The organism is Micromonospora halotolerans (genome assembly GCF_032108445.1).
GTDB lineage: Bacteria > Actinomycetota > Actinomycetes > Mycobacteriales > Micromonosporaceae > Micromonospora > Micromonospora halotolerans.
In genome coordinates this window covers 1,932,361-1,957,076 of the sequence record NZ_CP134876.1, presented here as the reverse complement: position 1 = coordinate 1,957,076, position 24,716 = coordinate 1,932,361, and the positions used below count along the sequence as shown (strand labels likewise).

The following is a 24,716-nucleotide window of genomic DNA, read 5'->3' as shown; positions in this document are numbered from 1 at the left end:
ATGAACACGCTCGATGAGCGGCTCGCCAACCGGCTGCACGACATCGTCGACGGCGAGTCGGGCTCCGTACCCCCGGTGGGTGCGCTGCTGGAACGCGGCCGGCGGGCACGCCGCCGCCGGACGACCACGATGGTCGGTGCGACGTGCGCGCTGCTGGCGCTGGGCGTCGCCACCGCGGCGACCGTGGCGACGGCGCCGGCGCCGGACCGTCCCGGCGTCACCGCCGAGGCGCCGCCGCCGGAGCCGGCCTCGCCGGCGATCAAGCTGGTCGGGGCCGTCACCGCCAGCGAGAACATCAGCTACCGGCTGCGGCTGACCAACTCGGGGCCGCAGGGGCTGACGTACGAGGGGGCGTTCGACCCGAGGACGGCCACCGGGTACGTCCGCGTGGCGCAGGACGACTCGGTCATGACCGAGCTGCTGATCAACGGCACCCGGTACGAGGGCGCGGAACCGCCGCGGGGCAAGCTGCCGGCCGACAAGGAGGGGCCGGGCGAGACGTACGGCCGCTACGGCCAGTACCCGGGCAAATATGACCGGCTGTCCCTGTACGGCGACGGGAACAGCGTCCTGGGCGCCGCGGCACCCGACCCGGCGGCCCTGTTCACGGCGCTCAAGAGCGCGAAAGCGACCATCGCGGAGAACCCCGACGGCACGTTGCACTTCGGCTACACGACGTCGGACAGGATCGGGTCGACCACCACCTCGGGTGACGTCACGTTGGACGGCGACGGTCGGATCGCGAAGGTGGCGCTCACCGGCACGTGGCAGACGACGGAGAAGGGCCGGCTCGACAAGGGCACGTTCAGCTCGACGCTCGAACTCTTCGACTACGGCGTCACGGTGACGGTGAAGCGCCCGACCGACGTCGTCAAGGTCAAGAAGTAGCCGGCCTGCCGCCGGCGCAGAGTTGCCCGCGACCCGACGGTCGCGGGCAGCTCTGCTTCTGGTCCCCGTCAGCGTGCGGGCGCGTGAGCACGTGACCCAGGCGCGCGTAGCCGCCACCCGGCGCCGCCGACCAGGGCAAGGAGGATCACGCTGATCGCCACGTCACCCACCATGGCCGCCGCCGGCGTCGCCGGGCCGTAGGTGGGCACGCCGTACGCGTACGCGGCCGCGACGAGCAGGCTGGCCGAGCCGGCGGCGAGCACGTGCCGCTGTCCCCAGCCGGGTCGGCGGGACCAGCGCACGAGCAGCACGGCGGCGGTGGCCGCCAGCGCCAGCGCGAGCGCGATGCCCGGCCAGGCCGGCACCAGCCCCGCGCCGGCATACGCGACGGCCACGACGAGCCCGATCCAGACCGGGCGCGGTGCGGCCGAGCTGACGGGTTGCGGCTGGTCTGGCGCGGTCGGGTTGTTCGGGGTGAGGGGGCGCGGCGGGTGCGGGGCGACGGTCGTGGCGGGTGCCGGCCGGTGTGGTGCCGGCGGGGTGGCGTAGGCGGCCGGTCGCGGGCGGTGGCGCAGGGCGGCGGCGATCAGCGCCAGGGCCACCGCGGCGGCGAACGCCAGCTGTCCTGGAGCGGCCAGGAAGTTCTTCCGGCCGCCGTCGTCGGCGAAGACCAGCAGGCTGCCGCCCAGCCAGAGCAGGGCGACCACGACCAGGCCCGGCCGGCTTAGCCACGGCCGCAGCCGCCGGCCCGCACCCAGGTACGACTCGACGAGCGCGATCGGCCCGCAGATGCTCAACGCCACGTGGTTGCCCACGTAGTCGGCCGCCTGCCGGGCGCTGAACCCGAGGCCGGGCACCATCGTCGCCTCGGCGACGCGCTGGGTGTCGGCGAACTCGGTGTCGGCGAGGAAACCCGGGTTGAACAGCGACTGGTCGACCAGGCCGGCCTGGACCACGCCGAACGCGGCGGCGAGCGCCACGATCCCCGGCCAGCCGAGGCAGAGGCGCCGGGCCGTCTCGCGGATCAGCAGGGCGGCGCCCCCGTACATCGGTGCGAGCACGAGCACCACGAACGGCATGCCGGCGAGCGTGAAGCCGCCCCAGGAGCACTCGGCGGCCCAGGGGGCGAGCAGCAGGAGCGCGATGGCGGGCGGAAGGCGGCGGCGCTTGGCTGTCATGGCCGTACCGTGCCTGGCTGGCCCGGACCACCGAAACGGCCATCGGCCGACGGACCCGCGACCGAAGTCGACGGTCGCGGGTCCGGTCGTCGGTGTCAGCGACGGGCGGCGTCCCAGGCGTCACTGCTCCGGAAGTACGTGTCGTAGAGCTCCTGCACCTCCAGCAGGCTCTCCGGCGGCACCTTGCCGTAGGCGATCCGCTCCAGGTGGCGGAAGTACTCGAACCGTTCGACGCCCGGGGTGATGACGATGAGGATGTCGGCGTTCTCGCCCGGGGCGGCGGCGAACGCGTGCGCCACGCCCGGCGGCACGATCACCAGGTCGCCGCGCTCGGCGGTGACGACCTGCTCGCCGGAGAGCAGCTGTGCGGTGCCGTCGAGGAGATAGAACAGCTCGGCGGAGTTGCCGTGGTGGTGCGGCCGGGCGCCGTCCGCGCCGTCGGTCAGGGTGACCCGCTGGGTGGAGAGCGCCCCGCCGGTGGCGCTGCTGTCGGCGAGCAGCCGGATCGTGGTGGGGGCCCGCCCCACCACCTCGGCGTCGGCGTCGCGGACGATGACGGACCGGTCGAAGTCGGGCGTGATCAGGGACATCGCGCTACTCCTGTCGTGGTGGTGTGGGTCAGAGGGCGAACAGCAGGACGGCGTTGAGCAGGACGACCACGGCGGTGGCGAAGTGGACGCCGAAGGCGACGGCCTTCCTGCCGTGGCGCAGCACGATGAGGGTGTCGCCCAGCGGGTTGATCGCGACGATCAGCATGTACCAGGCGACCGCCTCGGCGCTGGTGAAGGCGATGAGCGCGAGGCCGAGCAGGCCGTAGCTGAGGTCGCGCAGGCCCTTGATCGTGAGGTAGGCGGGGTCCTCGTCCGGCTTGACCGGAACGCCGTAGCCGGCGGCCGAGGCCTGGGGCTGCAGGAGGAACCGGGCGCCGATGAGGACACAGAAGAGGCTGAGGACGATGGCGAGCCCGTAGGCGATGGTGCTGAGCATGTCCGACTCCGTTGCTAGCGCTGCTAGGTATGAGAGCGAAGCTAGCATAGCCGTGACAGGTTGGCTAGCGATGCTAGAGTTCGGTCATGTCAATTCAGGCGCGGCGGGAACGGGAGCGGGCCGAACGGGAGCGGGCGATCATCGCCGCGGCCCGGGAACTGGCCGAGTCGGAGGGCTGGGACGCGGTCACCACCCGCCGGCTCGCCGCCGAGATCGAGTACAGCCAGCCCGTCCTCTACAGCCACTTCAAGGGCAAGGACGCCATCATGGCGGCGGTCGCCGTGGAGGGCAGCGGTGAGCTGGCCGTCGAGCTCGCCGCCGCCCGGGCCGCCGCCACCGACCCGCGGCAGGCGGTGGCCGGCATCGCCACGGCGTACACCGAGTTCGCCGAGCGCCGGCCGGCGCTCTATGACGCGATATTCATCCTCCCCACGAGCCTGCCCTTCGCCAGTCAGGACGTGCCGGTCGAGCTGGCCCGGGCCTTCGCCGAGCTGGCCGAGACGCTGCGCCCCTTCGCCGGTGACGACGACCTGGAGACGTTCACCGAGACCTTCTGGAGCGGGATGCACGGGCTGGTCACCCTGATGCGCACCGGCCGGCTGCGGCGGGAGCAGCACGAGCGGCGGCTGGCCATCCTGGTCGACCGGTTCACCCGGTTAGGGTGAGCAGACCGCCAGGGAGGAGTGCACCGATGGCCGACCACGCACCCGTCGCCGTCGCGACCGACGAGCCGCTGCTCAGCTACCTCGACGGTGCCACCGGCGAGCGCACCGACCTCACCGCGCAGCAGTTGGGCGCGTGGGCGGCCCGCAGCGCCGGGCTGCTCCGGGACGGCTGCGGGCTGCGCCCCGGTGACCGGGTAGCCGTGCTGCTGCCGCCGCACTGGCGCACCGCGGCCGTGCTCATCGGGGCCTGGTCGGTCGGGCTGGCGGTCTCGTTCCGGCCCCGGGCCCTGGCCGGGCTGGCCGTCCTCGAACCCGGCGCCGACCTGCCGTACGACGCCGTGTTCGTCACTCCGGAGCGCCTCGACGACTGGCTGGAGGACGTGCCCGAGGGAACGCACCGCTACCTCGTCGGCACCGGCCCCGGCCCGCTGGACGAGGTGCCGCCGGGCTGGTTGGACTGGTCCCCGGAGGTGCTCCGGCATCCCGAGATAGCTCCCGACCTGGGCGCTCTCCGCCCCACCGACCCGGCCAGCCCGGACGGCACCAGCTACGGCGAGTGGGGCGCGGTGGCCCGGGCGTACGCCGAACAGCTCGACCTGCGCGCCGGCGACCGGCTCCTGGTCGACGTGGCCGAGCACGACCAGCCGCTGAAGTGGCTGCTCGCCCCGCTCGCCGCCGGAGCGTCGGTGGTGCTCTGCGCCAACCTCGACCCGGCCGACCGCGACGCCCGCATCACCGGGGAGCGGGTCACCCGGGTGCTGTGAACCTCGGCCGGATCCCGCAGGCGATCGTCCGGCGGAGCGCGTCGCGTCGTCGCTGACCAGCGGGAAGGGCGATCCTAGCCATCCCGGGTCGCCAGGGATCGCCTTCTCCGGGACCGCCGCCGGCGGGCCTCGCCGGGCTCTACCGTGCAGACGTCGGCGGGGTGAGCACGAGGAGCGACCGGTATGAACGCCAGCGGATCGTCAACGTTGTTCACCGACCTGCGGCAGGTCGACGCCGGTGTGCTGACCGTCGGGTACGTCGACGCCGGCCCCCCGGACGGTCCGGTCGTGCTCCTGCTGCACGGATGGCCGTACGACATCCACAGCTTCGCCGAGGTCGTCCCCCGGTTGACGGCGGCCGGCCACCGGGTGCTCGTGCCGCACCTGCGGGGGTACGGCACGACACGGTTCCGGTCGGCCGACACCATGCGCAACGGCCAGCCGGCGGCCCTGGCCCTCGACGCCGTGGCGTTCATGGACGCCCTCGGGGTGCCGAGGGCGACCCTGGCCGGGTTCGACTGGGGCGCCCGCACGGCCGACATCATCGCCGCCCTGTGGCCGGAGCGCTGCCAGGGCCTCGTCTCGGTGAGCGGCTACCTGATCGCCGGTCAGGCGTCGGGGCGCACGCCGCTCCCGCCGCAGGCCGAGCTCTCCTGGTGGTACCAGTTCTACTTCGCCACGGACCGCGGCCGGGACGGCTACGAGACGAACCTCGACAGCTTCGCCAGGCTGATCTGGCGGACGGCGTCCCCGAAGTGGGCCTTCGACGACGCGACGTTCAACCGGAGCGCCGCCTCGCTGCACAACCCCGACCACGTCGACGTCGTCATCCACAACTACCGCTGGCGCCTCGGCCTCGCCGCCGGCGAGCCGCAGTACGACGAGGTGGAGGAGAAGCTGGCCGCCAACCCGAGCATCGAGGTGCCCACCATCACCCTCGAAGGCGATGCGAACGGCGCACCCCACCTCGACCCGTCCGTCTACGCCGGACGCTTCTCCGGCCGGTACGAACACCGGACCGTGAGTGGCGGCGTCGGGCACAACCTGCCGCAGGAGGCGCCGCAGGCGTTCGCCGACGCGGTGCTGCAGGTCGCGACCTGACCCCCTGAGGCGTCCGTCACGGAGCACGGGGAACCACCGCGCCCGCCTGCTGTGCAAGGCTGGTGATCATGACGAACGCGCTCGTACTCGCCGGTGGTGGCGTGGCCGGGATCGCCTGGGAGTTGGGCGTCCTGCGCGGCCTGGCCGACGCCGATCCCACCCTCGCCGACCGGATCCTCGCCGCCGACCTGATCGTGGGCACCTCCGCCGGCTCCGCGGTCGCCGCGCAGATCACCAGCGGCGTCGCGCTCGACGACCTGTACGCGGCCCAGCTGCGCCCCGAGACCGCCGAGATCGAGGTCGACGTCGACACGGAGAAGCTCTTCGCCGACTACGCCGCCGTGCTGACCGGCGTGTCCGGGCCGCAGGAAGCCCGCCGCCGGTTCGGCGAGGTCGCCCTCGCCGCGCGGACCGTCGACCCGGCCCTCCGGCTCGCCGCGATCGACGCCCGGCTCCCCGCGAAGCAGTGGCCCGACCGGCGCCTGCTGCTGCCCGCGGTCGACGCCGAGACCGGGGACGAGGCGATCTTCACCCGCGAGTCCGGCGTGACCCTGCTCGACGCCGTCGCCGCCAGCTGCGCGGTGCCCGGCATCTGGCCGCCGGTCGCGATCGGCGACCGCCGCTACATCGACGGCGGAGTGCGCTCCATGACCAACGCCGACCTGGCCGCCGGCGCTGACCGCGTGCTGGTCATCCAGCCGGCTCTCGCGGACACGCCGCAGCCGTGGGGCGACCTCGACGCCGAGATCGCCGCGCTCGCCCCGGCCACCGTCCACGTGATCAACGCCGACCAGGCGTCCGTCGACGCGTTCGGCACCAACGCACTGTCACCCGCGACCCGGGCGGCGTCCGCCCGCGCCGGCCGGGCCGTCGGCGCGGCACACGCGGCCGCCGTCGCGTCAGTCTGGAACTGACGCGCCCCGACGCCGCCGGAGGCGGGCCGTAACGTGCCGCAGGCGTTCGCCGAGCGCTGTTGCAGGTCGCGAGCTGACCCCCGCCTCCGGTCAGCGTTGGCTGGCCCGGTCGACGCCCTTGTGCACCCGGACCGTGCGGTCGACCAACTCGCGCAGGGCGGTCTCGTCGACGTCGTCGAGCCGCTTCACGTAGAGGCAGCCCTTGCCGGTCTTGTGTGGGCCGAGCCGGGCCAGCACCGCCGGGTAGCGCTCCTCGAACCCACCCACCAGGTAGACGACGAGCTGTGCTTGCGGGGCGAGAAGCCGACCAGCGGCCAGTCGCCCGTGCGCCCGTTCGCATAGGTGTAGCGATAGCTGCCGAAACCCACGATGCTCGGGCCCCACATGACCGGGGGCTCGCCGGTGACCTCGCGCAACAGCGTGCAGAGGCGCTCGGCGTCGGCCCGCCGGCGGTCGTCCGGCACGGCCGCCAGGAAATCGTCGACGCTGGCGCCGGTCGGCGCGGTCACCGGCTGCTTCGAGGTCGCCATCAGCCGATGCTCCCAGGCAGGTACGACAGTGTGCCGGACTGAACCTGGTTGACACCCGTCGCCGGTGCGGTGCCTACTGCCTGCCGGGCCTTCTCACCGGCTGGCACGAGGTTGGTGGGCAACTGACGACGGGGGCGGGGATGGACGGGACGGACGCGCCGACCTGGACGGAGTTCGGCGAGGAGCACCTCCCGGAGCTGACCCGGCTGGCCGAGGCGTGCCTGGCCGTCGACGGTGGGCTGCCGCTGTTCGCCCGTGCCCCGTTGGTGCGGGCGCGGCTGCTCCAGACCCGTACCCTCGGCGCCTGGCACGACGGCGGCCTGGTCGCGGCCGTGGGGGTCGGCCTCGGCGGGCGGACTGCCACCAGCACCGGCCTGGTGCGTCCGGACTGGCGCGGGCGGGGCCTCGGCGGCCGGCTGCTGAGCTGGGCGGAGGAGCAGGCGGGCGACGCCGACCTGCTGGTGACCACCGAGTCGTGGAGCCCGGGCGCGGACGCCCTGTTCACGGCGCGCGGCTTCGAACGGACCTTCACCGAGTGGGTGCAGCGGCACGACCTCGGCGCGCTCCCGGAGGTCGCCCGGCCCGTCGACGTGACCACCGAGCCGGTGACGCTCGGGCCCGAGCTGTTCGAGGCCTACCGGGCGTCGTTCGCCGACCGGCCCGGCTTCGCCTCGCCCACCGCCGAGGAGTGGCTGGGTGAGCTGGGGGAGGACGACGAGTACCGGCCGGACCTGTCGCTCATCGCGCGCGGTCCCGACGGTGCCGCCGTCGGCTTCGTCAACGTCATCGACAACTGGGTCGACCAGGTCGGTGTGGTGCCCGAGTGGCGGGGGCGGCGGGTCGGCGCGTATCTGATGGCTCGTGCGCTGCGGGGCCTGGCGGCCGACGGGGCGCGGGAGGTGTGTCTCTGCGTCAACGACAACAACCCGGCGGCTGGGCTGTACCGGCAGCTCGGGTTCCAGGACGCCGGCCGGCGGGCCCGCTACCTGCGCCGCCGTTCGTAGCGTGGCGCGCTCGGCCTTCGTGGAGGCCGAGCGCGCTGGCAGCTTGTCTCACCGGATGGGCCGATCGCCCGGTAAGCCCGGTCTGTCGGGCTTACTGGAAGAGGCGGCCGGGCCGGGTGGCCTTGCCCTTGGTGATCAGGGCGTCTCCCCGTTTACGGCGCACCTGGATGGTCTTTGTCGCCCTTTTGATCGGGGTGAGAATTCTATCCTTCATCGCGTGCCTCTCTTCTCTCGTGCGTCAGATCGGAGGCGCTTCCGCCGGCATGGCGCCTACCCGCCGTGCCTCCAGTCCGCGTACCCGGTGGGACAGCCGCCATGCGCCGCGCCGGCCGCGGCATCGGTCGTGCTCACCGGATCCGCCGGCGGGTCGCCGTCTCCTCCACCTGGCCGATGGCTCGGCGGAGTGTCACGTACGTCCTGGTGCCGGCTTGTGGAGCGTGGGCCGGTCGGCGGGTCTCAGATGAGCCGAATCGCGTACGCGCCACGTTGTCGTGCCTCGATACGCTCGGGCAACTCGATGGCAACGCGCGCCATCATCCACGGGGGAGAGGGGCACCGTCGTGCGCGCACGAAGATTGCTTGCCGCGTCACTGGGCATAGTGCTCGGTGCCGGCCTGGTCAGCGTCAACGCCAGCCCGGCACAGGCTTACGAGTGGCGGGACGTGAGCAAGTCCGGCTGGGCCTACACGGATTCTCAGCAGCCGAGCAAGTCGTTCGTCAACCCCTCGGGGGATGCGCCGATCGGCGCGTGGACGGATGCGGCCGGCACCAAGCACAAGTCGCGGTCCTACTTCACCTTCGACGTTTCGCGCTTCCGTAAGGCCATCATCCACAAGGCGGACCTGGTCATCGCGGAGCGGTCGGCGGCGGACTGCGCGACGGCCCAGCCGGTCGAGCTGTGGCGCACCGATCCGATCAAGGCGACCACGAGCTGGGATTCGGCACCACGCCGTCGCGAGCTGCTCGGCACCGTCCAGGCCGGCGGGGAGGCCACCTGCCCCGGCTATCTGGTCTGGGACATCATGCCCGCCCTGCAGAAGCTGGCGGATCAGAACGACCAGACGCTGACCGTCGAGATCCGGGTGCCGCACGGCTACGAGAGCAAGCTCTCCCACGGCCGCAAGCTCCGCCCGTTCCCGGTCATCCACACCGAGACGAACCACGCGCCGACGGTGGGGCAGATCGGTCTCGAGTTCCCCTCCTGGGCCTGCGGGACCATGGAGAAGCCGCAGCCCGTGGGGCCGCGCTACTACAGCCTGATGGTCAAGGGCGCGGACGCGGACAGCAACGACGCGAGTTACTACGGGCAGTTCGCCGCCTGGCCGGTCGGCCACGAGGACCAGCGTGCCGAGCAGTTCGGATCGAGCTACGGGAGCGCCTTCTCCAAGGTCGACTGGGACATGTCGCAGTACCCGGACGGCACCGTGGTGGCCTGGACCGGCCGCGCCTACGACGACCACGACTTCTCGGCCTGGGCCGAGCCGTGTTACGTCAAGGTGGACGCGCAGCGACCGGCCACGCCCGTGGTCACCTCGACGAAGTACCCGAGTGACGGCCAGCCGCACGGCGGCTCGGGAGTCCCGGGCACGTTCACCTTCAAGGCGAACGGGTCGTCGGACGTGGTCGGCTACTACTGGGGGCGCTTCGGCGAGACGTACAACTACATCCCGGCGCCCGCGCCCGGGGCGGACGTCACGCTGGAGTACACGCCGACCTCGTTCAGCGAGTCGCTGAGCGTACGCACCGTGGACGCCGCGTCGAACTCCTCCGAGACGACCGAGTACCGGTTCTACGTGAAGTCGACCGCCCCGCAGGTGCGGGTGACGGTGGGTGGTGTCGGGTTGCCGAGCAAGCTGGCCATCTCGACAAACGTCGAGGGGGTCACCGAGTACGGCTACCGGATCGGTGACGGCGACGAGGTCCGGGTGCCGGCGGACGCCGACGGCACGACCGACGTCCCGGTGGTGTTCACCCAGGCGGGCACCGTGAAGGTCCAGGTACGCAGCTACGTCGGCAGCGAGTTCGTCGGCGGGTACACCGAGGACGTGTCGGTCCGCGACACCCCGACCGTGGAGTCGGCCGACTTCGCCTTCCCGGACCACGACGGGGTGGTGGACCGCCCGGGCAGCTTCACCTTCCGGCCCGGCCGCACCGGGGTGGTGGCGTACGAGTACGCCATCAACAGTGACGAGATGCGGCGCATCGACGCGGCGGCGGACGGCACCGCGGTGTTGCGCTGGACGCCGACGGAGCCGGGCTGGACCACGCTTCGCGTTCGCAGCGTCAGCGGCGACGGCACGGTCTCCGAGGTCGAGCAGTACGAGTTCAACGTCATCGACACCAAGCCGACCGTCTACTCCAGCACGTACTACGAGTACGGCGCCTGGGGCGGCGTGGGCATCCCCGGTGAGTTCAACTTCGACACCGCGATGCCGGACGTGGACGTCTACCTCTACCGCCTCAACGACGGGCCCGAGCAGACCGTGGACCCGGAGTACAGCTGGGCTCGGGTGACGCTCGCCCCGGACCACTCCGGCAGCAACACGCTGACGGTGCGTACCCGGTTCCTGGACGGGTCCTTCTCGCCGACGCGGACCTACACCTTCGAGGTCAGCGACGCGCCGGTGGTGACGTCCAGCGACTACCCGGAGAACGACGCCGCGGGCCAGCCCGGCCAGGCGGGCCGGTTCACCTTCAACCCGGGCCGCTCCGACGTGACGGAGTACCGCTACGTGCTGGAGTACAGCGGCGAGGAGCAGGTCGTGGCCGCGGGCTCGGACGGCAAGGCCACGGTCGAGATCACGCCGACGCACTCCGGGTACACCCTGTTGACGGTCACCAGCCGGTCGGCCGACGGCACGGTCAGCCCCGAGCGCCGGTACTACTTCCGGGTCCGCGACCCGCGGGTGAACGTGAGCAGCGCGTACGACGAGTACAGCCCGCGGGGCGGGATCGGCGCGGTCGGCAGGTTCGGGGTCTACACCGAGATCAGCGAGGTGACCACCTTCGAGTACCAGCTCAACGGTGGCGCCTGGCAGAGCGTGCCGAAGACGCCCGACGCGCTGGTCACCGACATCTCGGTGACCATGGACCGCAACGGCGCGAACGTCTTCTCGGTCCGCGGCCGCACGGCGGCGGGCGAGTACACGCCGCAGACCGACTACCCGTTCCTGGTCGGCACGGCGCCGCAGGTCACGTCGGACACCTACCCGGCCGGCCAGTGGTCCGGTGGGGTGGGCGTGGCGGGGAACTTCACCTTCACCCAGGGCAGCCCGGGCGTGGTGGAGTTCGAGTACACCGTTGACGACGGGCCGCCGGTGACGGTGGCGGCGAACGCCGCCGGCGTCGCCACGGTGACCTACACGCCGACCTCGGTCAATTCGCACACCATGACGGTGCGCGGGCGGACCGCCGACGGGGTGTGGACCGACACCACGAGCTACTACTTCCTGGTCGACTTCTCCTGACACGGAGCCGACGCGGTGGGCCGTCCCCGAACGGGGCGGCCCACCGGTGTCGGTGCCTGGCCCAGAAGAGTCATGGCCTGGAGGTCCGCGGTGAATCGGAAGACCGCCGTTGGCGGAGGCCGCTCTGCCCTGCGACCTGTTCGGGGTATCAGCTCTTCAGGAACGCGAGAAGATCATTGTTGACCTGGTCCTGGAGTGTGGACGTGATGCCGTGTGGCGCGCCCGGGTAGTAGATGTCCTTGGCGTTCGCGATGAGCTGGGCGGTCTTCTTCGCCGAGTCCTTGACCGGGACGATCTGGTCGTCCTCGCCGTGCAGCACCAGGGTGGGGATGTCGAACTTGGCGAGGTCGTCGCGGAAGTCCGTCTCGGAGAACGCCTTGATGCTCTCGTACGCGTTCCACAGGCCGGCCTGCATGCTCCACAGCCAGAACTGGTCGAGGATTCCCTTCGAGACCTTCGCCCCCTGCCGGTTGGCGCCGTAGAACATCTGCGCCAGGTCCTGGTAGAACTGCGACCGGTCCTTCAGCAGGTTGGCGCGCATCTCGTCGAAGACGGCGATGGGCAGGCCCTCGGGATTGTCCGGCGTCTGCACCATGATCGGCGGCACGGCGGAGATGAGGACGGCTTTGGCGACCCGCCCCGTCCCGTGGCGGCCGATGTAGCGCGCGACCTCACCACCGCCGGTCGAGTGCCCGATCAGCGTGGCGTCGGTCAGGTCGAGCGCCTCGATGACCGCCGCGAGGTCGTCGGCGTAGCCGTTCATGTCGTTGCCGGCGGAGGGCTGGCTGGACCGGCCGTGACCACGGCGGTCGTGCGCGACGACCCGGAAGCCTTTCTGCACGAGGAAGAGCATCTGCCCGTCCCACGCGTCAGCGTTCAGCGGCCAGCCGTGGGAGAAGGTGACAACCGGACCCGCACCCCAGTCCTTGTAGTAGATCTCGGTGCCGTCCTTGGCGGTGATGTAGCTCATGCCGCTGTCCTTCCGCTTCGGGGGCAGCAGCGCGTGCCCGTGATGTCGGTTTCACCCGATATTAGATGGCAGTGCGTGGACCGTGGGTCGCGGCCGGCCAGCCGGCGTGCTCCACGGCCCAGGCCAGGACGTCGTCGGCGACCTTCTCCCACCCCTTCTGCGCGGGCAGCAGGTGTCCCATGCCTTCGTATTCCTTGATCTCGGTGATGGTCTTCGAGGACTTGTAGTGCTTGGCGTTGGACCGCTGCACGCTCGGGGGCATGAGGTGGTCCTCGCCGCCGGAGACGAACAGCAGCGGTGCCCGGTTGTCGTTGTGGTAGTCGACGTGGATGTCCTGCGGGCCGGGCTGAAAGTTGGCCAGCACGCTGTCCCACAGGATCCGCCCGGATGCCGGGACGTGATACCGCTGGTAGAGATCGAGGGACTCTTCTTCGGTGAAGGTGTTGCCAAACGTGTACTTCCACTGCTCGGGCGTCAGGCCGACTGCCTTGTGCCGGTTCGCAGGGTTCTTCAGCACGGGGAACGTCGACTTGATCTGGGTCGGCGGGGTGACGAGCACGCCCTCCGTCGCCGCGGAGTTGATCGCCACGCCAGCGGCGCCGAATCCATGGTCCAGCAGGACCTGCGTGAACGCACCGCCCGCAGAGTGGCCGATGATGATCGGCGGCTCATCGAGGGCGCCGACCACCGACTCCAGGTGCGAGATGATCGCCGGGGTCGTCACCTCCGCGATGGGCGTCGGGTCGGCGTTGAGCGCCTCGACCTCCACCTCGAACCCTGGATAGGCGGGCGCGATGACGTGGTAGCCGGCCCGTTGGTAGCGGTCGATCCAGTGTTCCCAGCTGCGCGGGGTCACCCAGAAGCCGTGGACGAGAACGATCGTCTTCATGCGCGGGCGGCCTTTCGGCGAGGTCTTCGATCGGCTGAGTTACACCGAATTGCTCGCCGGGATGTGGCCGGAACGGATCAGGCGGCGCTGATGAACGGCAGCACGCCGAGCGGACTTGCGTGAGCCAGTCAGTCGATCGTCGGCAGTTTCGGGCCGAGTACGTCGTCCGCGTCCACGATGGTGTACGCGTACCCCTGCTCGGCCAGGAAACGCTGCCGGTGCGCCGCGTACTCGGTGTCGATCGTGTCCCGGGACACCACGGTGTAGAAGTGCGCCTGCCGCCCGTCCGCCTTCGGTCGGAGCACCCGCCCCAGCCGCTGCGCCTCCTCCTGCCGTGACCCGAAGGTCCCGGACACCTGAATGGCGACAGCGGCCTCCGGCAGGTCGATGGAGAAGTTCCCGACCTTGGAGATGACCAGCGTCTTCACCTCACCGGACCGGAAGGCGTCGAAGAGCCGCTCCCGTTCGCGGTTGGTCGTGGACCCCTGCACGATCGGCGCGTCCAGGTATTCCCCGAGCTGGTGCAGTTGGTCGATGTAGCCGCCGATGACGAGCACCTGCTCGTCCGGGTGCCGGTCCACGAGCGCGCGTACCACCGGCAGCTTCGTCCGGGCGGTGGCCGCCATCCGGTAGCGCTCCTCGGCCTCGGCCGTCGCGTACGCCATCCGCTCGGCGTCGGTCAGGGTGACCCGTACCTCGGTGCACTCGGCGGGGGCGATCCAGCCCTGCTGCTCGATGTCCTTCCACGGCGCGTCGTACCGCTTCGGGCCGATCAGGCTGAACACGTCACCCTCGCGGCCGTCCTCGCGTACCAGGGTCGCCGTGAGGCCGAGCCGGCGGCGGGCCTGGAGGTCCGCGGTGAACCGGAAGATCGGCGCGGGCAGCAGGTGCACCTCGTCGTAGACGACCAGGCCCCAGTCGCGGGCGCCGAACAGGTCGAGGTGGGTGAACGCGCCGCCGCGCCGCGAGGTGAGCACCTGGTACGTGGCGATGGTGACCGGGCGGATCTCCTTGCGCTCGCCCGAGTACTCGCCGATCTCGTCCTCGGTGAGCGACGTGCGCGCGATCAGCTCGCGCTTCCACTGCCGGCCGGCCACCGTGTTGGTGACCAGGATGAGCGTGGTCGCCTTGGCCTCGGCCATGGCCGCCGCCCCGACGAGGGTCTTGCCGGCGCCGCAGGGGAGCACGACCACGCCGGAGCCGCCCGCCCAGAACGCCTCGACGGCCTCCCGCTGGTACGACCGCAGGGTCCACGGCTTGCCGCCGTCCTTGCCGGCCTCGGCCAGCTCGATGGGGTGCGCCTCGCCGTCCACGTAGCCGGCCAGGTCCTCGGCCGGCCAGCCGAGCTTGAGCAGCGCCTGCTTGAGCCGGCCCCGCTCGGAGGGATGCACCTGGATGGTGTCGTCGTCCAGCTTCGGGCCGAGCATGCCGGCGAGCTTCTTGCTCTTGGCGACCTCGATGAGCACCAGCCGGTCCAGCGCGCGGAGCACCAGACCGTGGGCCGGGTCGTTGGCGAGCTGGAGCCGGCCGTACCGGTCCATCGTCTCGGCCACGTCGACCAGCAGCGCGTGCGGCACCGGGTAGCGGGAGTACTTGATCAACGCGTCCACCACGGCCTCGGCGTCGTGGCCGGCGGCGCGGGCGTTCCACAGGCCCAGCGGGGTGAGCCGGTAGGTGTGCACGTGCTCGGGGGAGCGCTCCAGTTCGGCGAAGGGCGCGATGGCCATCCGGCACGCCTGGGCGTCGGGGTGGTCGATCTCCAGCAGCAGGGTCTTGTCCGACTGCACGATCAGTGGTCCACCGCTCACGCCAGCGTCCTCTCCTTGTGCCGGAAATTATCGCCCGCACGGCGGCTGACCTGCCGAAGGCGGACCATCCAGTGTTGCACGCCGGCGGGTGTCCGGAAAAAGTCTCGCTGGACACGCAACGTCACACTCCTTCCGGACGTCTAGCAAGCGGGACAACCGTCCAGGGGGAGGGCCCATGAAGCGTGTCCGTTTCGCAGCCCGGGCCATCGGCCTGGCGGTGGTCGTGCTGGTCGGCGTCGGTGCGTGCGCGCACGATCCGCAGGGCGACGGGTCCGGGGCCGCCGCCCCGCAGCCCGTCGGCGTGACGGAGGAGGCATCGGGGGCGAGCGCGCCGCCCACGCCGGAGCAGCCGGCCGTGTCCCCGACGGCGCAGCCGAGCCGGACGGCCACGCCGAAGCCCAGCCGCACCACGCCGAAGCCGGCCCCGTCCCGCTCGACCGGCTGCCCGCAGGGGGAGCAGCAGCGGGCCGTGGAGACGTACCTGAGCCGGCTGGGCGGCTTCGGGACGCTGACCGTGGACGGTAAGCAGTCGGCCGCCGACTGCACCGCGATCAAGAAGTTCCAGCTCCGGTACGGGATCAGCCCGGCCTCCGGCCGCGCCGGCCCCACCACCTACGACGTGGCGAAGCGGCTGGCCAGCACCGACACGGCGCGCTGCCGCGCCGGCTCCGGCACCACCTTCTGCGTCGACCTCACCCGGCAGACCGTCTGGGCGATGCGCGGCGGCAAGGTGGTCATGGGCCCGACGGTGACCCGCACGGGCATGTCCGGCTACGCCACCCCGTCCGGCACCTACTCGGTCGGCGGGAAGAACATGCGCGAGTGGTCCAACCCGTACGAGGTGTGGCTGCCCTACTGGCAGCGGTTCAACGGCGGGATCGGGTTCCACGAGACCACGACCTACCTGCACAACTCCTCGATCGGCTCGCACGGCTGCGTGAACCTGCTGCACCGCGACGCCGTGCGGCTCTGGGAGCTGGGCTCGGTCGGCACCCGGGTGGTCGTCTTCGGCCGCCGGCCCGGCACCTGATACCCGACCGGGCGTGACCCCCGCGCCTGGATCGGGGTTTTATCCCCTGTCCGGGTGACCCTCTCCGGTGCCACGCTGGAGGTCGGGTCCACCACGGTGCGGGGGAGGGGCTGGAGATGACCGTCGATCATGACGTGCTTCCCGACGACGACCGGGCGCGCCAGCAGGAGGTCTCACCGGCGGCCCTGGTCGGCTACGCGGCCGCCGCCACCGGCATCTTCGGCTGGTTCCTGTTCGGGCTGCTCGTGCAGCGGCAGGGCTTCGTCGACTCCGTCGGCGAGTCGGCCGGCGCCGCGTTCGCCCTGCTGCTCGCCGTCTCGGTGGTCGGCACCCTGCGCCGCAACGGGGACTAGTCCTCCAGCACCGCAGCGGTGATCCGGTGCAGCGCGAACGTGTGCAGCATCTCCGTGCGATCGTCCTCGGCGCGCAGGTAGCCGGCCCCGATCGAGACCGGCCGGACCAGCCGGGACGCGGTCGCCCCGTGCGCGTCGACGTAGCCGACCCAGACCAGCGCCTTGTCCCGTACCGCCTGCTGGAGCACGGCGAGCGCGTCGCTGTGGGTGTGCGCCGGCCCCGGGCCGGTACGCGCCGTCCCGCCGCGGACCACCGCCGGGGCCCGCCGCGCCGCCCGGGCCGCCGCGTCGCCCCGGCGGATCTGCTCGACCACCCCGAGCAGCCGGGGCATCGGCAGCCGCGGCGCCGCCAGCGGATCGAGGCTGCGGCTGGCCGCCGGCACCCGGGCCGGCGCCCGCCGGGTCTTCGGTCGGGCCAGCACAGCCGCGCCGCCGGCGTCCTCGGCCACCGGCGCGTAACCGGCGTCGCGCAGCGCGGTCAGCATCCGGTTCACCTGGTACGGGGTGACGAGCACCGTCGGGGCCAGCCGGCGCAACGCCAGCGACTCCAGCCGCCTGTCGGACAGCACCTCGGTGAGCAGCGCCTCGTCGTCGCTGCGCACGTAGCCGCCCGCCGACCCGAGCCGCAGCCCGCCGTGCTTGCGCGCCACGTCGTCCACCAGGTAGCTCATGCCCTGCGGCACCGGGGTACGCGACCGGCGGCGGAACAGCGCGTGCAGGTCGTCGGCCGAGTAGCCGGCGTCCAGGGCCCGCCGCACGCTGGCCGTGGTGACCCGGTAGACGCTCGCCCCGCCGGCGGACTCGTGCTCCGCCACCACGTCCAGCTCGGCAGCGAGCGCCGGGTCGGGCGGGCCGGGCACCACGACGGTCAGGTCGGCCTGCACGAGGAAGTGGTCGACCGGGGCGGGGAGCAGCGCGTCCAGCGCCCGGACGGCGGTGGACGGCTCGCCCGACTCGGTCTCGGAGTACAGCCCGAGCGGGTCGTCGGCCCGCTCGTCGGCGTCGTTCAGCTCGGCGAGCAGCAGCCGCCCGTACGAGGTCAGCGCCCCCAGCCCGGTCACCCCGAGCTGGGCCGCCTCGGCCAGCACCTCGCGGTGCGTTCCCTCCCGGCCCCGGGCGCGCCGCGGCGCCCGCCAGTCCAGCAGCTCCAGCACCTCGTCGGGGGTCGGGGCGGTCGCCGGGGGCAGGTCGGCCAGCACGGCGAGCACCGAGCGCCGGGCGGCCGGCGCGCCGGCCCGTTCCGCCTCGGCGGAGAGCACCGCGATCGGCCGGTCCCGGTCGTCGCGCTGGCCGACCAGGCCCACCTGGCGGGTCATCGTCAGCCAGGCCCGGGCCAGTTGCTCCCAGCGCTGGGCCAGCGAGGCGGCCCGCCACACCTCGTACCCGCCGGTGGGCAGGATCTGCTGGTCGCCCCCGTACCGGCTGGTGGCCGACCCGGTCAGGTCCAGCTCCCCGACCAGCCCGGCCGCGTACGCCACCTCGAAGATCAGGGCGGTGGTCGGGTCGTCCAGCCCGAGGCCGCGAGCCAGCCGGCGCAGGTCGCGGACGCCCACGCCACCGGAGCGCAGCACCGGGGCCGGCTCGGCGGCCAGGGCCTCCAGGAGCGCCTCGGTGTGCCGGACCACCTCCATGGTCTGCCCGGCGCCGGCCGAGTCGACGGACTTGGCCTCCCGCGGCGGGCTCGACACCTCGGGCGGGCTGGTGCGCAGCGGGCCGAGCGGGCCGGTGTCCCGGCGCAGCAGCAGCCCCACCTCGCGGGGCAGCTCGACGGTGCCGCCGCCCTTGACGGCCGACATCCGGACGAGCAGCCGGTGCTCCACCAGCCAGCGGATCGGGGAACCGGTGGCCGCCCCGCCGTTGACCAGGTCCGGGGGAAGGATGTCCTCCTCGCCGGTGGCGGGGGCCTCCAGCGCGCCCGGTGGCACGCTGCCGACCGGCGGGCCGGCGGCGAGCCGGTCCAGGATCGCCCGGGCCGAGGGCGGCGCGGCCAGCAGCGTCCGCCGCAGCTTCGCCGGGTCCGTGCACACGGCCGCCGCCCGCGGGTCCAGCTCCGCGGCCGGCCGGCCCAGGCCCGCCAGGTACGGGGACACCTCGTCGACGCCGCCCACCACGTGCAGGTCGTGCTCCGGCCCGTACAACAGGAAGAGCGCGCGGAGCCGGTCCACCGCGCCGCGGACCGCGGTCGGGGCGGGCGGGTGCGGGCCGGAGGTGGCCAGGGCCAGGATGGCCTCGGTGGCGGTGCCGCCGCCCTCCGGGTCTCGGGTGAGCCGGGCGGCGTCCAGGATCTGGAGGGTGAACTGGTCCAGCCCGTCGAGCGCCCGCGCCACGGAGACCCGCGACTGGGCGCGGATGGCGAGGGCGGAGACGTCTGCCGGCACGGGCACGACGAGGTCCGGCCGCAGCTGGAGGAGGGCGGCCAGGGACTCGTCGGGAAGGGTCCGCAGGTGGTCGGCGAATGAGGTGGTCATCGTCGTTCCACGCTAGCCCGGCCGGGGCCGGTCGCGCCCCTCGGACGGGTACGTTCTCGACATGCCCCCGCTCATGGTCGGATTCGACCTCGACATGACCCTGGTCGACTCGCGCCCCGGCATCGCGGCCGCCTTCCGGGCGCTGACCGCGCGCACCGGCGTGCCCGTCGACGCCGACCTGGCGGTTTCCCGCCTCGGGCCGCCGCTGCGCACCGAGATCGCCCACTGGTTCCCGCCGGAGCAGGTCGAGGAGGCGGTGATCGCGTACCGGGAGCTCTACCCGGCGTACGCGATCACCCCGGCCCTCCCGATGCCCGGCGCGGAGGCGGCGATCGCGGCCGTGCACGCGCACGGCGGCCGGGTCATGGTGGTCACCGCCAAGATGGGCCGGCTGGCGAAGCTGCACCTGGACCACCTCGGCCTGGCCGTCGACGAACTGGCCGGCGACCTGTTCGCGGAGCAGAAGGCGACCGCGCTGCGGGAGCACGGCGCCACCCTCTACGTCGGCGACCACGTGGCCGACATGGCCGCCGCAGAAGCTGCGGGAATCCCGGGCGTGGGAGTAGCGACCGGCCCGTGCACGAGGGAGGAGCTGAGCGCGGCCGGGGCCCACGTGGTGCTGGATGACCTCACCGGATTCCCGGCGGCGCTCGACCGGATCATCCGGCTAGCCTTGGAGGGGTAGAGGTTCCGAGCGAAGCAGGGGTTTTCAGGTGCCGACGGGTCGAGTGAAGTGGTATGACGCGGCCAAGGGATACGGGTTCGTCACCAGTGACGAGGGTGGCGACGTGTTCCTGCCGAAGGGCGCGCTACCGGCGGGTGTCACCGACCTGAAGGGCGGCCAGCGGGTCGATTTCAGCGTGGTGGACAGCCGGCGGGGCGCTCAGGCGATGGGGGTCAAGCTGCTGGAGGCGCCGCCGTCGGTGGCGGAGCTGCGCCGCCGGCCGGCCGAGGAGCTGCACGGCCTGGTCGAAGACATGATCAAGGTGCTGGAGGCGAAGGTCCAGCCGGACCTGCGCCGGGGCCGCTTCCCGGACCGGAAGACCGCGCAGAAGATCGCTCAGCTGGTCCACGCGGTGGCGCGCGAGCTGGAGGTCTGAGGGACGAGCCCGGCGTCGGCGGCCCGGCCCAGCAGCGCTTCCACGGCGGCGAAGCCGGCCTCTCCGAGGTCGGCGGTGAACTCGTTGACGTAGAGGCCGATGTGCCGGTCTACCACGTCGGGCTCCATCTCCTGCGCGTGCGCCAGCACGTACTCCCGGCTGGCCTCCGGGTCGGCCCACGCCTGCCGGACCGACTCGCGGATCCAGGCGGCCGCCTCGACCGGGTCGACCGCGCCCTTGCGGGCCAGGATCGCGCCGAGCGGGATCGGCAGGCCGGTGTCGCCCTCCCACCACTCGCCCAGGTCGACCAGGGCGGTCAGCCCGTGCCGCGGGTAGGTGAAGCGCGCCTCGTGGATCACCAGCCCGGCGTCGTACCGCCCGGCCGCCACCCCCGGCATGATCTCGTGGAACGGCACCACCTCGATCCGCGCCGGCGGCCGCTCCGCCGCCCAGAGCCGGAACAGCAGGTACGCCGTGGTCCGCTCACCCGGCACCGCCACCGTCGCGCCCGACAGGTCGGTCCGGTCGCCCCGGGTGAGCACCAGCGGGCCGCAGCCCCGGCCCAGCGCGCCCCCGCAGGGCAGCAGGTGGTAGTCGTCGAGCAGCCACGGCAGCGCCGCGTAGCTCACCTTCACCAGGTCGAACGCCCCGCGCTCGGCCGCGGTGTTGGTGACGTCGACGTCGGCGTAGGTCACCTCGACCGCCGGTGCGCCGGGGACCCGGCCGTGCACGAGGGCGTCGAAGACGAACGTGTCGTTGGGGCAGGGCGAGATCGCGAGGGAGAGCGCCACGCCCCCACCGTAACCCCGCCCGCTCCGGTGCCCACCACCCCGGCCCGCCGCTGTGACGGGCGACCTGTCGCGCGCGCCGGTGACCCCCGGCGCCGCCGGTCCAGCCGCTACGAACTTGATGACGTGGACGGATCGCGGCGGCCGGTTGACGCCGTGCGCCAGCCGCCGTGCGCCGGACGCCTTGCGCCGGGCGACGGGCGACGGGCGACGGGCGACGGGCGACGGGCGACGGTGCAGGGTACGGGGGTGCGGGTGCTGGCGTTCGGAGTAGGGCTCGCCGGTTCGACTTGGCGACTGTTGTTCAGTGGCTAGGAACTTGATGACGTGGACGGATCGCGGCAGTCCGTGACAACCTGTGTGCCGGATGCGGGGCATCGGCGCTGAGGTCCGGCTCTCCGGTGTCGCTGCTCGACCGTCGGGCGGCCCGTCACGCCGGACCGATCTATGGCCTCCGTAGCAGTCAAGCCCGGGGACCCGACTCATCCACGTCATCAAGTTTGTAGTCGTCCGCGAGGTCCAGCGGGATCACCTGCCGTAGGTCCTGATTCATCCACGTCATCAAGTTTGTAGCCGTCCGCGAGGTCCAGCGGGATCACCTGTCCGAGGTCCTGACTCACCCACGTCATCAAGCTTGTAGTCGCCAGCGACCTCGTCCGTCCCCAGGCGGCGGGGTTTTCCACATGGTTATCCACAGGTGGACAGGCCCGGGTTGAAGAGCGGCGCGGCATCGCAAGAACATGGCTCGGTGACCGGTGGAGAGTCCGTGACCGACCTGGCTGCGACCCTGCGGTCGCTGCGCCGCGCGGCTGATCTGAGCCAGCGGGAGCTGGCCGGGAAGTCCGGAGTGCCGCAGCCCACGATCGCCCGCATCGAGTCGGGGCGGTCGGCGGATCCGAGCTTCCGCACCGTCGAACGCCTCGTCGGGGCCGTGGCCGGCCGGATCGTGCTCCAGGGGCCGGTGACCGGTGAGCTGGCGCCGGTGCCGCACGAAGGGTTGCGGGACGCGGCGGGCCGGCACTGCCCCGCGCACGTGGACGCCCGCGAGGTGCGGGAGCCGAAGGACTGGCCCGGCGCCTGGTGGGCGCACTGGTTCAAGGTGCCATCCAACCGCTGGCCGCCGTTGCCCGCCGTGACGTTCCGGCTCGATCGCACCGTGCGCGACCGGGAGCGGCTGCGCGAGGCAGTGCGCCGCGACTATGTGGTGCGCCGCTACGTCGATCCGGCGCTGCCGTCGACCTCCTGGCGGTTTGTCGCCGAGCTGCCCGACGGTGATCTCGTCGGTGAGCTGCGCGCGCACGAACGCATCAGCGACCTGCTCATCGGGCATCCCGAGCCGGGCCAGCGGCAGGTGGTGCTGGACGGGGTGCTCGTCGCGTCGGCGTACCGGTTGCTGGGCATCGGACGGCGGCTGGTCGCCGCGCTCCTGGGGGAGATGGACGGGGCCGGCGTGCGGTCGGCGCATGCGATCGCTGAGAGCGCTGGCGCCAGATTCCTCCTCGCGTGCGGCTTCGAGCTGGAGGCGAGCCGGCCGGCGGCGTTGCGGTTCGACCGGCCGGTCAGCGGAGGGCGGCCGCCGCCGCGGTGAGCGCGGCGAAGGCCTCGCGCATCCGCCACGAGCCGCGGTCGCGGGGGCCGATCGGGTTGGACACCGTGCGCAGCTCGGCGAAGGGGAGGCCGGCGTGGGTGGCGGCGACGGCGACGCCGTACCCCTCCATGGCCTCGGCCACGGCGTCCGGATGCCGATCGGCGAGGGCCGCCGTGCTCGCGGCGGTGCCGGTCACCGTGCTGACCGTGAGCACCGCGCCGACCGTGGCCTCCGGGAGGGCGGTGCGCAGGGCGGCCAGCAGGCCCGGGTCGGCGGGTACGGCGCTGCCGCCGCCGAGCAGCTCCGGGGGCATGCCCAGCTCCTCCAGCGGGATGAATCCGGCGGGGGACTCGGCGCCCAGGTCGGCTGCCACGCTGCGGTTTGCCAGGACGGTGCCGCCGACCGGGGCCCGGCCGACGAAGCCGCCGGCGATGCCCGCGCTGACCACCGCCCGGTACGGCTTGCCGGCCGCCTCGGCGAGCGCCAGCAGCCGTGCGGTGGCGGCGCCGGCCACGGCGGGGCCGACCCCGACCGGCGCGACGGTGACCGTGGGGTCGGTGAGGCCCGCCCGGATCGCGTCGGCCTCGGCGGGGACCGCCGTCACCACCAGCAACCCGGTCACGCCACCGGTCCCCGGGGCTCCCGCCGGTTCTCCTCGTCGCTGCCGCCCGGCCCGCCGACGGAGGACGAGGGGCGGTAGATGTGGAACCCGGGCGGTGACAGCTCGTCGTCGTCGGTGGGACGCGGCGGGTCGGTCCGGGGCGGTGCCGGCGAGGTGGGGGCGGGGTCGTCGAACTCCGTACCCGCCCCGGTGGCCAGTTCGTCGTCGCCGAGCGGGCGGCCGACCAGGCGCTCGCCGCGCAGCCGAGTGGCCACCAGCACCCCGCGGGCGGCCACCAGGGCGGCCACGCAGGCGGCGATCGCCACGCCGATCGGGCCGGTGAACGGGACCAGCCCGAGCCCGCCGCCGGCCACGAAGGCCAACATCAGCGCGGTCTCCGAGTGGGCGAACGAGCTGGCCCGGAGCCGCTCCGGGATCCGCTCCTGGATGGAGGCGTCCACCGCGAGCTTGGCGATCCCGCTCATCAGCGAGGTGACCACGCAGAGCAGCGCCACCATGGGCAGCGAGAACTTCAGGGCGGCGAGCACCGCCACCCCGGCCACGACGATCGTGCCGCTGGACTGGATGGCCGCCGGGCGGTGGATGCGCAGCCGGGTGCCGATGGCGGTGGCCAGGAAGGTACCCACCGCGAGCGCCCCGCCGGCCAGGCCCAGCGCGCCCTGGGCGCCCAGGTCCCGCCCGAAGAAGTCGGTGGTCAGGTCGCCGGCCTTGATCGCGAAGGCCAGGAAGAGCAGCAGGAAGCCGTAGAGCCCGCGCAGCGCCGCCGCGCCGATCAGGGTGGCGATCACCAGCCGGCCGGCGGGCCGGCCCCGGCCCAGCGGGCGTTCCCCGTCCCGGCGGCGCAGCGCCCGCAGCGGCCTGGGCACCCGCTCCGGCGGCTCCGAGTCGGCCCGCGGCGGCAGCCGCAGCGAGATGATCATGCCGATCAGGAAGATGAGCGAGGCGACCCGCAGCGGCCACTGCGGCCCGAACCAGAACGCGGCCAGCCCGATCGGGGCGACCAGCGCGCCGGCCACCGTGCCGTAGACGCTGGCCCGGGCACCCACCTGCGACAGCCCGAGCCCCTCGGGCAGCAGCCGGGGCACCGCGGCCGAGCGGGCCACCCCGTACGCCCGGGAGAGGGCGAGGACACCGAACGCGGCGGGATAGAGCCCGAAGCCGCCGATGTAGTCGGAGATCAGCCAGGCCAGGAAGGCCCGGCCCAGCATGGTGGCGGCGAGCGCGTAGCGGCGGCCGTGCCGGAAGTGGTCCAGCAGCGGGCCGACCACGGGGGCGAGCATGGCGAACGGGACCATGGTCACCAGCAGGTAGAGCGCCACCTTGTTGCGCGCCTCGCCGAGCGGGACGTCGAAGAAGATCGTGCCGGCCAGGCCGATGGCGATCAGCGTGTCCCCGGCGCAGGACAGGGCGTGCAGGTCGAAGAGGCGGACCATGCCGACCTCGTTGCCGGCGCTGCGGGCCCGGGCCGTGCCGGCCCGGCGGGTCATCCACCGCCCGCCGTGCAGCGAGCCCCGGAGCAGGACGCGGGTGGCGCGGATGCCGGTGCCGACGGTCCGCCCGAGGACGGACCGGCCGGAGCGGGAGGACAGCGGCATGTGTCCC

At 72.9% G+C, this 24,716-nt stretch carries 24 protein-coding genes; 12 read left to right on the top strand and 12 right to left on the bottom strand.

From position 1 onward, the window contains the following. Positions 1-888, top strand: coding sequence for a hypothetical protein (locus tag RMN56_RS09175; protein ID WP_313723409.1), 888 nt, complete (start codon positions 1-3; stop codon positions 886-888). Positions 889-956: 68 nt separating this feature from the next. Here RMN56_RS09175 and RMN56_RS09170 read toward each other — a convergent pair whose 3' ends face one another. The 3 genes from RMN56_RS09170 to RMN56_RS09160 all read right to left on the bottom strand — a co-directional run bounded on the left by RMN56_RS09170 (position 957) and on the right by RMN56_RS09160 (position 3,053). Beyond that, positions 957-2,066 carry a hypothetical protein gene (locus tag RMN56_RS09170; RefSeq protein ID WP_313723408.1) on the bottom strand — a complete coding sequence of 370 codons (1,110 nt, stop codon included), beginning with the start codon at positions 2,064-2,066 and terminating at the stop codon, positions 957-959. A 95-nt stretch (positions 2,067-2,161) separates the two neighbouring features. After that, a complete protein-coding gene (locus tag RMN56_RS09165) occupies positions 2,162-2,656 on the bottom strand; it encodes a cupin domain-containing protein (RefSeq protein WP_151464479.1) in 495 nt (164 codons plus the stop codon). Positions 2,657-2,684: 28 nt separating this feature from the next. After that, positions 2,685-3,053 (bottom strand): DUF4267 domain-containing protein, encoded by a 369-nt coding sequence (locus tag RMN56_RS09160; RefSeq protein WP_313723407.1) that lies wholly within the window; start codon positions 3,051-3,053, stop codon positions 2,685-2,687. Positions 3,054-3,139: 86 nt separating this feature from the next. Here RMN56_RS09160 and RMN56_RS09155 point away from each other — a divergent pair, with 86 nt between their 5' ends. From RMN56_RS09155 to RMN56_RS09140, 4 genes are all read left to right on the top strand, one after another. Next, positions 3,140-3,718, top strand: a complete 579-nt coding sequence (locus RMN56_RS09155; RefSeq protein ID WP_313723406.1) for a TetR/AcrR family transcriptional regulator — start codon at positions 3,140-3,142, stop codon at positions 3,716-3,718. Between the two features lie 26 nt (positions 3,719-3,744). Further along, a complete protein-coding gene (locus tag RMN56_RS09150) occupies positions 3,745-4,482 on the top strand; it encodes a TIGR03089 family protein (protein WP_313723405.1) in 738 nt (245 codons plus the stop codon). A 183-nt stretch (positions 4,483-4,665) separates the two neighbouring features. Then, positions 4,666-5,583: an alpha/beta fold hydrolase gene (locus tag RMN56_RS09145; protein WP_313723404.1), complete on the top strand. Its 918-nt coding sequence runs from the start codon at positions 4,666-4,668 to the stop codon at positions 5,581-5,583. A 68-nt stretch (positions 5,584-5,651) separates the two neighbouring features. Continuing rightward, positions 5,652-6,497 carry a patatin-like phospholipase family protein gene (locus RMN56_RS09140; protein WP_313723403.1) on the top strand — a complete coding sequence of 282 codons (846 nt, stop codon included), beginning with the start codon at positions 5,652-5,654 and terminating at the stop codon, positions 6,495-6,497. 90 nt (positions 6,498-6,587) lie between these two features. Here RMN56_RS09140 and RMN56_RS09135 read toward each other — a convergent pair whose 3' ends face one another. Continuing rightward, complete coding sequence (locus RMN56_RS09135) at positions 6,588-6,764, bottom strand: hypothetical protein (protein ID WP_313723402.1); 177 nt, start codon at positions 6,762-6,764, stop codon at positions 6,588-6,590. 403 nt (positions 6,765-7,167) lie between these two features. Here RMN56_RS09135 and RMN56_RS09130 point away from each other — a divergent pair, with 403 nt between their 5' ends. Beyond that, positions 7,168-8,031 carry a GNAT family N-acetyltransferase gene (locus RMN56_RS09130; protein WP_313723401.1) on the top strand — a complete coding sequence of 288 codons (864 nt, stop codon included), beginning with the start codon at positions 7,168-7,170 and terminating at the stop codon, positions 8,029-8,031. Between the two features lie 91 nt (positions 8,032-8,122). On the opposite strand, the gene RMN56_RS09125 is transcribed toward RMN56_RS09130, so the two are convergent. Then, positions 8,123-8,245, bottom strand: coding sequence for a hypothetical protein (locus RMN56_RS09125; protein WP_313723400.1), 123 nt, complete (start codon positions 8,243-8,245; stop codon positions 8,123-8,125). Positions 8,246-8,591: 346 nt separating this feature from the next. Between RMN56_RS09125 and RMN56_RS09120 the strand changes: the two genes are divergently transcribed. After that, on the top strand, positions 8,592-11,498 hold the full coding sequence (locus RMN56_RS09120; protein WP_313723399.1) for an RHS repeat domain-containing protein: 2,907 nt from the start codon (positions 8,592-8,594) through the stop codon (positions 11,496-11,498). A gap of 148 nt (positions 11,499-11,646) precedes the next feature. On the opposite strand, the gene RMN56_RS09115 is transcribed toward RMN56_RS09120, so the two are convergent. The 3 genes from RMN56_RS09115 to RMN56_RS09105 all read right to left on the bottom strand — a co-directional run bounded on the left by RMN56_RS09115 (position 11,647) and on the right by RMN56_RS09105 (position 15,165). Further along, on the bottom strand, positions 11,647-12,468 hold the full coding sequence (locus RMN56_RS09115) for an alpha/beta fold hydrolase (protein ID WP_313723398.1): 822 nt from the start codon (positions 12,466-12,468) through the stop codon (positions 11,647-11,649). 61 nt (positions 12,469-12,529) lie between these two features. Continuing rightward, the gene (locus RMN56_RS09110; RefSeq protein ID WP_313723397.1) at positions 12,530-13,357 is read right to left on the bottom strand and encodes an alpha/beta hydrolase; all 828 of its coding nucleotides are present in this window, start codon (positions 13,355-13,357) and stop codon (positions 12,530-12,532) included. Between the two features lie 128 nt (positions 13,358-13,485). After that, positions 13,486-15,165 carry a DNA repair helicase XPB gene (locus RMN56_RS09105; protein WP_313723396.1) on the bottom strand — a complete coding sequence of 560 codons (1,680 nt, stop codon included), beginning with the start codon at positions 15,163-15,165 and terminating at the stop codon, positions 13,486-13,488. 175 nt (positions 15,166-15,340) lie between these two features. On the opposite strand from RMN56_RS09105, the gene RMN56_RS09100 reads away from it, so the two are divergent. Both RMN56_RS09100 and RMN56_RS09095 read left to right on the top strand, forming a co-directional pair. Beyond that, positions 15,341-16,195 carry a L,D-transpeptidase family protein gene (locus RMN56_RS09100; RefSeq protein WP_313723395.1) on the top strand — a complete coding sequence of 285 codons (855 nt, stop codon included), beginning with the start codon at positions 15,341-15,343 and terminating at the stop codon, positions 16,193-16,195. A gap of 116 nt (positions 16,196-16,311) precedes the next feature. After that, on the top strand, positions 16,312-16,548 hold the full coding sequence (locus RMN56_RS09095) for a hypothetical protein (RefSeq protein ID WP_313723394.1): 237 nt from the start codon (positions 16,312-16,314) through the stop codon (positions 16,546-16,548). Here the strand turns inward: RMN56_RS09095 and RMN56_RS09090 are convergent. Beyond that, on the bottom strand, positions 16,545-19,016 hold the full coding sequence (locus tag RMN56_RS09090; protein ID WP_313723393.1) for a helicase-associated domain-containing protein: 2,472 nt from the start codon (positions 19,014-19,016) through the stop codon (positions 16,545-16,547). The two genes, RMN56_RS09095 and RMN56_RS09090, sit on opposite strands and share 4 nt — an antisense overlap. A 61-nt stretch (positions 19,017-19,077) precedes the next feature. Between RMN56_RS09090 and RMN56_RS09085 the strand changes: the two genes are divergently transcribed. After that, complete coding sequence (locus RMN56_RS09085; protein WP_313723392.1) at positions 19,078-19,701, top strand: HAD family hydrolase; 624 nt, start codon at positions 19,078-19,080, stop codon at positions 19,699-19,701. A gap of 28 nt (positions 19,702-19,729) precedes the next feature. Continuing rightward, the gene (locus tag RMN56_RS09080; RefSeq protein WP_088997128.1) at positions 19,730-20,116 is read left to right on the top strand and encodes a cold-shock protein; all 387 of its coding nucleotides are present in this window, start codon (positions 19,730-19,732) and stop codon (positions 20,114-20,116) included. Here RMN56_RS09080 and RMN56_RS09075 read toward each other — a convergent pair. Next, on the bottom strand, positions 20,077-20,907 hold the full coding sequence (locus tag RMN56_RS09075; protein WP_313723391.1) for a 1,4-dihydroxy-6-naphtoate synthase: 831 nt from the start codon (positions 20,905-20,907) through the stop codon (positions 20,077-20,079). The genes RMN56_RS09080 and RMN56_RS09075 overlap by 40 nt on opposite strands. A 763-nt stretch (positions 20,908-21,670) precedes the next feature. On the opposite strand from RMN56_RS09075, the gene RMN56_RS09070 reads away from it, so the two are divergent. Next, positions 21,671-22,492 (top strand): GNAT family N-acetyltransferase, encoded by an 822-nt coding sequence (locus RMN56_RS09070; RefSeq protein WP_313723390.1) that lies wholly within the window; start codon positions 21,671-21,673, stop codon positions 22,490-22,492. On the opposite strand, the gene RMN56_RS09065 is transcribed toward RMN56_RS09070, so the two are convergent. Further along, complete coding sequence (locus RMN56_RS09065; protein WP_313723389.1) at positions 22,464-23,114, bottom strand: futalosine hydrolase; 651 nt, start codon at positions 23,112-23,114, stop codon at positions 22,464-22,466. The genes RMN56_RS09070 and RMN56_RS09065 overlap by 29 nt on opposite strands. Then, a complete protein-coding gene (locus tag RMN56_RS09060; RefSeq protein ID WP_313723388.1) occupies positions 23,111-24,709 on the bottom strand; it encodes an MFS transporter in 1,599 nt (532 codons plus the stop codon). Before RMN56_RS09060 ends, RMN56_RS09065 begins: the two co-directional genes overlap by 4 nt. Between the last annotated feature and the right edge of the window lie 7 nt (positions 24,710-24,716).